This window comes from Komagataeibacter melaceti, assembly GCF_003403295.1.
In the GTDB taxonomy this organism is placed as follows: Bacteria; Pseudomonadota; Alphaproteobacteria; order Acetobacterales; family Acetobacteraceae; genus Komagataeibacter; species Komagataeibacter melaceti.
Window position 1 is genome coordinate 1 of record NZ_QUWV01000050.1, and the last position, 10,513, is coordinate 10,513.

General features: G+C 65.1%; 12 protein-coding genes and 1 other RNA gene. 10 read left to right on the forward strand and 3 right to left on the reverse strand.

All coding sequences use genetic code 11. The features are described from left to right. The first annotated feature begins 260 nt into the window (after window positions 1-260). From rplU to proB, 4 genes are all read left to right on the forward strand, one after another. Window positions 261-575, forward strand: coding sequence for a 50S ribosomal protein L21 (rplU, locus tag DY926_RS06840; RefSeq protein ID WP_025812244.1), 315 nt, complete (start codon window positions 261-263; stop codon window positions 573-575). A 66-nt stretch (window positions 576-641) separates the two neighbouring features. Continuing rightward, window positions 642-911: a 50S ribosomal protein L27 gene (rpmA, locus tag DY926_RS06845; RefSeq protein ID WP_116702706.1), complete on the forward strand. Its 270-nt coding sequence runs from the start codon at window positions 642-644 to the stop codon at window positions 909-911. Between the two features lie 148 nt (window positions 912-1,059). Then, on the forward strand, window positions 1,060-2,097 hold the full coding sequence (gene obgE, locus DY926_RS06850; protein ID WP_116702707.1) for a GTPase ObgE: 1,038 nt from the start codon (window positions 1,060-1,062) through the stop codon (window positions 2,095-2,097). After that, window positions 2,094-3,245 carry a glutamate 5-kinase gene (gene proB / locus DY926_RS06855; protein ID WP_116702708.1) on the forward strand — a complete coding sequence of 384 codons (1,152 nt, stop codon included), beginning with the start codon at window positions 2,094-2,096 and terminating at the stop codon, window positions 3,243-3,245. The genes obgE and proB overlap by 4 nt, the downstream gene beginning before the upstream one ends. Before the next feature lie 25 nt (window positions 3,246-3,270). Here proB and DY926_RS06860 read toward each other — a convergent pair whose 3' ends face one another. Further along, window positions 3,271-3,963 carry a hypothetical protein gene (locus DY926_RS06860; RefSeq protein ID WP_116702709.1) on the reverse strand — a complete coding sequence of 231 codons (693 nt, stop codon included), beginning with the start codon at window positions 3,961-3,963 and terminating at the stop codon, window positions 3,271-3,273. Between the two features lie 69 nt (window positions 3,964-4,032). Then, window positions 4,033-4,308 (reverse strand): DUF2312 domain-containing protein, encoded by a 276-nt coding sequence (locus DY926_RS06865; protein WP_025813525.1) that lies wholly within the window; start codon window positions 4,306-4,308, stop codon window positions 4,033-4,035. Between the two features lie 254 nt (window positions 4,309-4,562). Between DY926_RS06865 and zwf the strand changes: the two genes are divergently transcribed. After that, the gene (gene zwf, locus DY926_RS06870; protein ID WP_116702710.1) at window positions 4,563-6,044 is read left to right on the forward strand and encodes a glucose-6-phosphate dehydrogenase; all 1,482 of its coding nucleotides are present in this window, start codon (window positions 4,563-4,565) and stop codon (window positions 6,042-6,044) included. Between the two features lie 7 nt (window positions 6,045-6,051). Beyond that, complete coding sequence (locus DY926_RS06875) at window positions 6,052-6,504, forward strand: hypothetical protein (protein ID WP_116702711.1); 453 nt, start codon at window positions 6,052-6,054, stop codon at window positions 6,502-6,504. Here the strand turns inward: DY926_RS06875 and DY926_RS06880 are convergent. Further along, a complete protein-coding gene (locus DY926_RS06880; RefSeq protein ID WP_186336103.1) occupies window positions 6,501-7,460 on the reverse strand; it encodes an alpha/beta hydrolase in 960 nt (319 codons plus the stop codon). The two genes, DY926_RS06875 and DY926_RS06880, sit on opposite strands and share 4 nt — an antisense overlap. Window positions 7,461-7,687: 227 nt before the next feature. Here DY926_RS06880 and rnpB point away from each other — a divergent pair. The 4 genes from rnpB to ftsL form a co-directional block, all read left to right on the forward strand. Then, window positions 7,688-8,103: RNase P RNA component class A (gene rnpB, locus DY926_RS06890), an RNA gene on the forward strand. 328 nt (window positions 8,104-8,431) lie between these two features. Beyond that, complete coding sequence (mraZ, locus tag DY926_RS06895; RefSeq protein WP_116702713.1) at window positions 8,432-8,905, forward strand: division/cell wall cluster transcriptional repressor MraZ; 474 nt, start codon at window positions 8,432-8,434, stop codon at window positions 8,903-8,905. Beyond that, complete coding sequence (gene rsmH, locus DY926_RS06900) at window positions 8,902-9,900, forward strand: 16S rRNA (cytosine(1402)-N(4))-methyltransferase RsmH (protein WP_116702714.1); 999 nt, start codon at window positions 8,902-8,904, stop codon at window positions 9,898-9,900. Before mraZ ends, rsmH begins: the two co-directional genes overlap by 4 nt. Beyond that, window positions 9,897-10,513: cell division protein FtsL (gene ftsL / locus DY926_RS06905; protein ID WP_116702715.1), on the forward strand; the 617-nt coding region annotated here is incomplete at its 3' end. The genes rsmH and ftsL, both read left to right, overlap by 4 nt.

Sequence of the window (10,513 nt, forward strand, 5' to 3'; positions counted from 1 at the left end):
GCACCTCTCCATCTGCACGCGGTGATGCAGCGGCTTATAGGGGGGAGCGGTAAGGGGCGCAAGGGGCTTTTTTGGGGGCGGGCGAAGCGGCACAAAATTGTTGACCTGACCCGCCCCACCCAGTAAAAGCCCGCATTCACCCCGCGCGGACGGGGGCGCCGCCATAAACGCGGCCAATATAAAAAAGCGACTGGGCCGTGTCGCCTGCGCCTGAACACCGGGTGCCGCACACGCCAAGAGATCGGAAAGACAGAAGAGACATGTTTGCAGTTATCCGTACCGGCGGGAAGCAGTACCGCGTTTCCAAGGATGCCGTCCTGAAGGTTGAAAAGCTGGAAGCCGAAGCTGGCGCCACGATCACGTTCGATCAGGTTCTGGCCGTTGGCGGCGAAGGTGGCACGACCATCGGCGCGCCCACCGTGGCAGGCGCCACCGTGACCGCGACCGTGATTGCCCAGGACCGTCTGGCCAAGGTCATCATCTTCAAGAAGCGCCGCCGGCAGAACAGCCGCCGCAAGAATGGCCACCGCCAGCCGGTGACCGTGGTGCGCATCTCCGCGATCAACGCCGCCTGATCCCTGCCCCGGCCCATGGCCGGACAGGTTCGATCAGAAAGATTTCAGTTTTAAGGAGTTCAGGCAATGGCACAAAAAAAGGCGGGCGGTTCGTCCCGTAACGGACGCGATAGCGCCGGACGTCGGCTTGGCGTCAAGAAGTTCGGCGGCGAGAGCGTCGTGGCTGGCAACATCATCGTGCGCCAGCGTGGCACGAAGATGAAGGCCGGTGTGAATGTTGGCGTCGGCCGCGACCACACCCTGTTTTCCCTCGTGGACGGGCATGTGAAGTTCGAGCGTCGCGCAGAAGGCCGCGTGCACGTTTCGGTGCAGGGCCTGCCGCTGGCGGCGGAATAAGGCACGCGCCTTATCCTGACGGGATTTCCCGAATTGAAGGGGGCGGTCATTCTGGCCGCCCCTTTTTTCGTATGATACCGCTCCGCGTTCTCTGGTATCATGCACGCATATGGCGCGCGTGTTCCGCGCCCCTACCGGATCGCAGGCAATGAAGTTTCTTGACCAGGCCAAAATCTATGTGAAATCCGGCGATGGCGGTGATGGTGTCGTCGCCTTCCGCCGTGAGAAATATATCGAATTTGGCGGTCCGGACGGCGGCAATGGCGGCCGTGGCGGCGATATTGTCTTCGAGGCGGTCGATAACCTCAACACCCTGATCGACTTTCGCTACACCCAGCATTTCCGTGCCCGCAAGGGCGGCAATGGTGCGGGTTCTGACCGTACGGGTGCTGCTGCCCAGACGGTTGTGATCAAGGTGCCCATCGGCACCCAGATCTTTGATGAAGACCGCGAGACCATGCTGGGCGATCTGGACAAGGCTGGCATGCGCCTGCTGCTGTGCCGTGGCGGTGATGGCGGGCGGGGCAATGCCCATTACAAGACCAGCACCAACCGCGCGCCACGCCGGGCGGACAAGGGCTGGCCCGGTGAGGAACGCTGGGTCTGGCTGCGGCTGAAGCTGATTGCCGATGTCGGGCTGGTCGGCCTGCCCAATGCGGGGAAATCCACCTTCCTGTCCACCGTATCGGCGGCGAAGCCCAAGATTGCCGACTACCCCTTCACCACCCTGCACCCGCAGCTCGGGGTTGTCCGGCTTTCCGTGACCGAGGAATTTGTCATTGCGGACATTCCCGGCCTGATCGAAGGCGCGCATGAGGGCAGCGGCCTGGGCGACCGTTTCCTTGGCCATGTCGAACGCTGCGCGGTGCTGCTGCACCTGATCGACGGCACGGCGGAGGATGTGGTCGAATCCTGGCGCACCATCCGCCATGAACTGTCAGAATATGGTGGCGGACTGGCGGACAAGCCGGAAATCATCGTCCTGAACAAGATCGATGCCCTCCTGCCCGAGGAAATTGACGAACGCCGCACCGCCCTTGAACAGGCCAGCGGGCAGAAGGTCATGTGCATGTCGTCTGTCGCACACATGAATGTGGACACCGTGCTGCGCCAGTTACAGGATTACGTAACCCGCAACCGCACCGAGAGGGCCGAACAGGAAAAGGGGGAGGTTCCCACGACATGACGGACACCCCCCTACCCTCCCTGCGCACGGCGCGGCGCGTTGTCATCAAGATCGGCAGCGCGCTGATTGTCGATCCCGCCCTTGCCGCCCCCCGGCAACCGTGGCTGGACAGCGTGGCGCAGGATATTGCGGCATTACGCCAGCAGGGCACCGAGGTTGTTGTCGTCTCCTCCGGCGCGGTGGCGCTGGCGCGGCATCATCTGGGGCTGACGCGGCCCGTGCTGCGGCTGGAGGAAAAGCAGGCCGCGGCCTCGGTCGGGCAGATACGCCTGGCGCAGGCATGGACCGATGCGCTGTCCCAACGCAGCCTGACCGCCGCGCAACTGCTGCTGACCCCTGATGATACCGAGCACCGCACCCGTTACCTGAACGCCCGTGCATCGCTCAACACGCTGCTTGCGCTTGGCTGCGTGCCCATCATCAACGAAAACGACGCCATCGCCACGACCGAGATCCGCTTTGGCGACAATGACCGCTTGGCTGCCCGCGTGGCGGAAATGATCAATGCGGACCAGCTTGTCCTGCTATCCGACATTGATGGCCTCTATACCGCCGACCCGCGCAACAACCCCGATGCCCGCCACCTGCCGGTTGTCACCGCGCTGACGGAAAGCATCGAGGCCATGGGCGGCGCGCCCCCGCCGGGCTACTCCTCGGGCGGTATGCGGACCAAGCTCATGGCCGCGCGCATCGCGACACAGGCGGGCTGCGCCATGGCCATCGCACTCGGCAAGGGACTACACCCGCTTGCCCACCTGCGCGATGGTGGGAAATGCACATGGTTCCTACCCACGGCCGATGCCCGCTCGGCACGCAAGAACTGGATTGCGGGCAGCCTGACGCCTTCTGGTCATGCGGTGATTGACGATGGCGCGGTCAGGGCGCTGGTCATGGGGTCATCCCTGCTGCCTGCGGGCGTGACCGCCATTGCGGGGGATTTTGACCGGGGCGACCTGATTGCGGTGCTGGACCGCAATGGGCAGAAGATTGCCTGCGGGCTTGCGGCCTATGCGGCGGATGATGCGCGCCGGATCGCGGGCCACCAGTCGGACGAGATTGAATCCCTTCTGGGCTGGCAGGGCGAGGACGAACTGATCCATCGCGACGACCTTGTCCTGCTGGCCCGCACGGAAGCCGCCACGACCTGACCGGGCGGCCCCCTCCGGGCCGGAGCTATTCCGCCCGGGGCGGCGGCCAGCGCAGGGTCGGTTCCGTGCGCGACCCGCGCTCGGGTGGCCATACCGATGCCCGCACCGGGCGGTTCACGGCGGCAGGCGGCATATCCGCCCCCCGGCGGCTCCATTCCGACAGGCTGGGAGACGGCGCGTCCATCTCCGCTTCCCTTCGTGGCGCGCGTACCGGCTCAACCGGATCGGGCCGATACTGGGGGCCGGGCGGACGTGTCACGTTACGTGGCGGAACTGGCGGCGCATCAGCCATCTCATCGCGACGACGCACCGGTTCCGGGGCCACGGGTGCCGTGGCTCGGACGGGCGCTACCGGCTGGGGCCGGGCGGGGCGGCGTTCATAGGCGGGAATATCGCTTTCGCTCTCCGCCCCCGCGTAATCAGGCGCGGGCGGCGCGGCGCGGCGTACGGGTGGTTCCGGCTCCCACAGGGGTACCGGGGCGGATGCGGCCATATCCGCCGGGGTGGCGGGCGGCTGCGTACTACTCAGCCCCATGGCCATGACCCGCATCTGGGCCTGAAGGTCATCAAGCTGCACGGCCAGGTTATCGAGCCGCCCCTTTACGCCAAAGACCGCGAAGGGCACCAGCAGCCATACCAGCGCGAACAGTACGCCACCCACCACAAGCGCGGCCTGCGCCCAGGGCGGCATCCATTGCGGGAATAGGGACGACAGCATATCGCGCCACCACCTGAACTGGAGTTGACCCGGCGGCGCATGCGCCCCGTAAGGCGCGCCGCCAGGGTGTTACATGCCAAGCGCGCGGCGGTAGATGTCAAGCAGGGTCTCCTGCTCCTCCACTTCCGCGGGTTCCTGCTTGCGCAGGCGGATGATCTGGCGAATCACCTTTACATCAAAGCCTGCGGACTTGGCTTCGGTAAAGATGTCCTTTATGTCGCCCGCCAGCGCCTTGCGTTCTTCTTCAAGCCGTTCAACACGTTCGATGATGCTGCGCAGGCGGTCGGCTGCGATACCGCCGACCGCTGCAGACCTGTCTTCGGCCTCGAAATTGTCAGCATTCATGGCAGTTGTCTCCAGATATCGTGATTGTGCCGTTCCGCGCCCGTCGGACATATGAAGGGAATGTCATTAGGCGACAGGGTGGAACGGCGGGATTATCGCGCCGCCGCCCGCTGGTCAATGCCAACTTGACAGCGCAAAGAAGCGGGCCGTAATCCGGACACCAACCGGTATGCCGCTTTCGTGTCATACCCCACAGGCCGGGCGTATCCACCAACGCGGCCCAGGCACAAGATACAGGCAGGAGGCCGAGTTCCATGGCACATCTTCCCCCCGTTGACGCCTTTGACTACATCGTTTTTGGCGGGACCGGGGATCTGACCATGCGCAAGCTCCTGCCTGCGCTCTATTATCGCTACCGCGATGGGCAGATCCCTGATGAATCGCGCATTGTCGGCACGGCGCGTTCCCCCCTGTCACGCGCGGACTACCAGCAGCGCGCCCATGACGCCCTGCACGCGCATGTCCAGCCCGATGCGCTGGATGAGGCCACGGTCCAGCGCTTCCTGAACATGGTCCATTATGTCAGCCTGAACGGGGCGGAGGCCGACAGCAACTGGCCTGCCCTGCGTGAACTGCTGGGTTCGGCCCCGGCCTCGCGCATCCGGGTCTATTACCTTGCCACGTCGCCCGCGCTTTATGGCCAGATCTGCGAGAACCTGAGCAAGCAGGAACTGATCAACGAACAGTCCCGCGTGGTGCTGGAAAAGCCGATCGGCACCGACCTTGCCAGTGCAGAGGCGATCAATGACAGCGTTGGCCGCCATTTCCCGGAAAACCACATTTTCCGTATCGACCACTACCTGGGCAAGGAAACGGTCCAGAACCTGATCGCGCTGCGCTTCGCCAACCCGGTATTCGAGCGGCTGTGGTCGTGTGACGCGATTGACTACGTGCAGATCACGGCGGCCGAAACCGTGGGCGTGGAGGGACGCGGCGCGTATTATGACCGCTCCGGCGCACTGCGTGACATGATCCAGAACCACCTGCTGCAGGTCCTGTGCCTTGTAGCGATGGACCCGCCCGTATCGCTGGAAGCCGACAGCGTGCGCAATGAAAAGCTCAAGGTGCTGCACGCGCTCAAGCCCATCGCGGCGGATGACGTGGCCATCTACACCTCCCGCGGGCAGTACATGCGCGGCACCATTGGTGATAAAACGGTAGGCAGCTACCTTGAGGACCTGGGCGAAGGCGTGACCAGCGAGACGGAAACCTTCGTCGCGCTGAAGGCCGAGATCCTGACATGGCGCTGGGGCAACGTGCCGTTCTACCTGCGTTCGGGCAAGCGCATGGCGGAAAAGTCCAGCGAGATCGTGATCCAGTTCAAATCTGCACCATGGTCGATCTTCACCAACCGGCCCGAACCCAACCGGCTGATCATCCGCATCCAGCCCGATGAGGGGGTGATGCTGTGCGTCTCCACCAAGGACCCGACCCCGACAGACAGCCTGACCCTGCGCGATGCCGACATCAACATCGAGTTCGAAAAGGCCTTCAACATCCGCTACCCCGATGCCTATGAGCGGCTGCTGCTCGATGTGGTGCGTGGCGACCCGATCCTGTTCATCCGCCGTGACGAGGTCGCGGCCGCATGGCGCTGGATCGACCCCATCCTGCAGGGATGGAAGGAAAACAAGGCCCCGCTCGAACCCTACGCCGCAGGCACATGGGGACCGGAGGGGGCGCGCAACCTGCTGTCACAGTCGGGCCACCTGTGGCACGAGGACATGAAAAAATAACCCGCGCATGACCGAAACCTCCAATGCCCCACCGCGCCTGACCCGCAGGCGCGCGCCGCTTACGCTACGGCGGCGCATCCTGCGCCGCGTGCTGATGGTCGTACCCATGGCGGGACTTGTCTTTCTGGTGGGCCGCATGGGCTGGCTGGATCAGGCGGCGGACAAGATGACGTTTTCGCGCATGAGCTGGTTCGACAACACCGCGCTGGTCGAACATTTCCGCACCGTCGTGACCCATAACGGCATGACATCGGATGCAAAGGACTGCCTGCTGTTCGTCCTGAACGGCAACGACCCGCCAGACGCCACCCGCATCGAGGTGCTGGAAAAACATTCCGGCTCATGCCCCGGTGACCGTAACACCCTGCCCCACCTGTTCACGTTGCAGATCGACCGGCTGGGCCAGAGCGCGCAGACCGACTGGCAGTCACCGGGCCTGTTCCATCCCCTACCCCACTAGGCAGGCCCACCACCACGCAGCGCCCGGCGCAGGGCCTGCGCGCCATAGCGGATCGCCTGCCGGCCGGCAGGCAGGAAGGAATAGAAGTTCAGGAAACCATGCACGGTGCCACGCCATGTCCGGGTCCGGGCATGGCTTCCGGCCGCCTGCATGGCGGCGGCATAACCCGTGCCCTCATCATGCAGGGGGTCGCATTGCGCCAGCGCGATCACCGCAGGTGGCAACCCCGCCAGTGACGGGGCGAATATGGGCGCAAGCCCCGGGTCGCGCAGGTCGGCAGGCGTACGGATATACTGCTCGGCATACCATTCCATAAGCTTGGTCGAGAGCATGTAGCCATTGGCATAGGCCTGGCGTGAGGGCACGTCGCGCTCCCCATACAGCGATGGGTAGAAAAGAAGTTGCATGGCCAGTTCCGGGCCGCCCCGGTCGCGCGCCATCTGGCTGAGCACCGCCGCCAGCGTCCCGCCCGCGCTGTCACCCGCCACGGCGATCGGCCCGCCCCAGCGATGGGCCTCCCCCGCCAGCCATTGCAGCGCCTGCCAGCAGTCCTCCACCGCATGTGGAAAGCGGTTTTCCGGCGCAAGGCTGTAGGCTACGGACAGCACCGCCGCACCGGACTGCCGCGCCAGCCTGCAACATATGCCGTGGTGTGAATTCAGCCCGCAATGCACATAGCCGCCCCCGTGCATGAACAGCACCACGCCATGCACCCGGCCATATGGCACGTACAGCCGGGCAGGCAGCAGGCCGTCATGCCCCGGCACCCGGCAGTCGATCACACGGCGGACCTGCAGTGCCGAAAGCCCCATGGGAAAACATGGACGGTCCAGCTTGCGGCGCAGGTCCTCCAGCGTGTGGGGCGCTTCGTTGCCACGACGGCTGTGCCATTTAAGGGAACCGAGGAGCGCACGGGTCAGCAACCCGACTCCGGTTGGCGGGTGTGGATCAGACATCAGGCAGCGACTTTGGGAAAATTGTGGAGGTACCCTGCCCGACCGGGCCAGTGATATGGCCAGCACGCCCATGGGTGGCGAACCGGGGCGCACCCGCACGAAACGGCCCGGAGCCGGGCGCCTGGTACGGTTTGTGGATGAAAAACCGGGGCGGCGGGAAGGTCGTGGGCACCATGGCAAATATTTATAGCTTGACGCACCACACATGCACCGCCAGTTTCCGCATGCCAGACGGTCGGACGGTCGCTGTTGCATGGTTCAGGCCATGTGATGGAGGAAAGTCCGGGCTCCACGGAAAAACGGTGCCGGCTAACGGCCGGCGGGGGCGACCCCAGGGACAGTGCCACAGAAAACAGACCGCCCTCACGGCGGTGCCCGCAGCAATGCAGGCAGCGTTGGGGGCAAGGGTGAAACGGTGCGGCAAGAGCGCACCGCGTCCATGGTAACATGGATGGCAGGGTAAACCCCACCGGGAGCAAGACCGAATAGGAACGGCGGATGGGCCGCAAGGCGCCATCGGGGGTTTTTCCGCCCTGCCGTTCGGGTTGGTCGCGCCAGATGCGCCGCAAGGCCCATCGCAGAGGAATGACCGTCCCGTCCCCTCGGGGGCGGACAGAACCCGGCTTACAGACCGTCTGGTATTTTACTCCCACCCGGCCACGCACCAGCTATTGGCGGTCTGCCGCCAATAGTTGTTCATAAGTATTAAAACAAAGAACAAACCATAAACAGCGCACATTGCCGCCATATTGCGTTCTTAACGCGCCCTTTACCTGAACATGCCCGGTGCTGTGCTGAATAGTAGCAGTTTCCAGCCATATTTTGCGCATCTTTAATTGACCGCCCATGAAATCCCATGTTATCCCATTTCCCTACCGGGCAGAGGGTGGGCGCCAGAATTCAGGCCCGACGACACGCCCTGCATACGGTCGGTTTCTGAAATTCATGCCAGAGGGAGGGCATCGCGCAGCGTGAGTGTATTCCTGGGCACACACCAGAACCGACTGGATGCAAAAGGGCGGGTTTCCATCCCCTCCGCATTCCGCACGGCGCTGCGTGCCCGGGCCAAATCGGGCGAGCCGCTGGCCATCCTGCGTCCGTCCCATCTGCATCCCTGCCTTGAGGCATGGCCCGCCGATGCTTTTGCCGCACTGACCCGCCCGCTGGATGAGATGGATATTTTTTCCGAAGACCACGACGACCTCGCCACCGCCCTGTATGCCGATGCCTACCCCTTTGAAACCGACAGGGAGGGCCGCATCCTGCTGCCCGAAACGCTGCGCGCCCATGCGGGGCTGACGGATCAGGTCACCTTCATGGGGCTGGGCCGCACGTTCCAGATCTGGGACCCGCAGGCCGCCGAGCAGCGCCGCGCCGCCGCCCGCGCCAGCGCGCGCCGCATGACCATGGGCCGTGGCCCCGGCAATGCGGGAGCCACGCCATGAACGCCGCCTTCCCCCCCCATGATCCCGGTCATGTTCCCGTCATGCTGGCGGAAGTCATGCACTACCTCGCCCCGCGTGATGGCGGGCGGTATGTGGATGGCACGTTTGGCGGCGGGGGCTATGCGCGCGCCATCCTCGCCTCCTCCAACTGCCAGTTATGGGGGATCGACCGTGATCCCGCCGCCATTGCCCGTGGCGAGACGCTGGCCGCCACCTGCCCCGGCGGGCGGGGCGGGTCACGGCTGCACATGCTCCATGGCGGCTTCGGGGACATGGCGGCCCTGCTGGCGGAAGGCGGGGTTACTGCGGTGGACGGAATCGTGCTGGACCTGGGGGTTTCCTCCTACCAGATTGACGAGGCCGATCGCGGTTTTTCCTTCCGCATGGATGGCCCGCTGGACATGCGCATGGCCGATACCGGGCCAACGGCGGCGGATGTGGTCAACACCCTGCCCGAGGAAGAACTGGCCGACATCATCTACCATTATGGCGAGGAACGCCTGTCGCGCCGCGTCGCGCGCGCCATCGTGGCCGCCCGGGCCGAGGCACCGCTGCTGCGCACGACCCAGTTGGCGGACGTTGTGCGTTCGGTCGTAAGGCCGGACCGCTCCGGCATCGACCCGGCAACCCGCACGTTCCAGGGCCTGCGCATCCACGTCAATGACGAGCTGGGGCAGATCCGGCGCGTGCTGGAACAGGCCCCCACCCTGCTGGCCCCGGGCGGGCGGCTGGTTGTGGTGTCCTTCCATTCGCTGGAGGACAGGCTGGTCAAGCAGGCCATGTCCAGCGCCGCCGGGCGGCTGCCCGCGCCGTCGCGCCATGACCCGCGCGCCATGACAGCACGCCCGGCCCCCACGCGCTTCACGCTCCTGACCGGCCGGCCCATCCGGCCCGGGCAGGAAGAAACCAGCCGCAACCCACGTGCCCGCAGCGCCAGGCTGCGCGCGATGGAATGCATCGCCTCCTCCCTTCCAGCATCGGAACCTGCCGAATGAGTCGGTTTGTCACGTTATTCTGCGCCGTCATGGCGGCGGTGTCTGGCCTGTTCCTGTATAACAAGAAGCAGCAGACCACCGCGCTGGACCACCAGATCGCCCAGATCGTGCAGCAGACGGAGCGCACCCGCTCACAGACCGCCATGCTGCGCGCCGAATGGGCCATGCTGAACCAGCCCGACCGTCTGGCCTCGCTGGCCAGTCGCTATGACAAACCGCTGCAGTCCGTCATGCCCGCGCAGTTCGTGCAGATGTCGGCACTCGCCAGTCACCTGCCCGCCATTGGCAGCGCGCCCGTCCATCCCGCGCCAGCCCCCCGCGCCACCATGGTCGCGACCCTGGCGGCCGATCATGTGCTGACATCTAACGCTGATGCCGTGGCTGCACCCCAGCCCGCCCGTGTTGTTGCGCAGGCCGTAGCCGCCCCTCGCGTCGAACATGCGACGGCGCCCGTGGCCCCGCATCATGATGCGCCGCCGGTGCGCGCCATGGCGCAGAACGAGACGCGGGCCCCCGTGCGCACCACCCCGGTCGAGCATGTCCGCGTGCCCGAGCGGATTGCTGCAGCCGAACCGGCCCAGCCAGCCCCGCTGCGTGATACGGTCATTCCCCC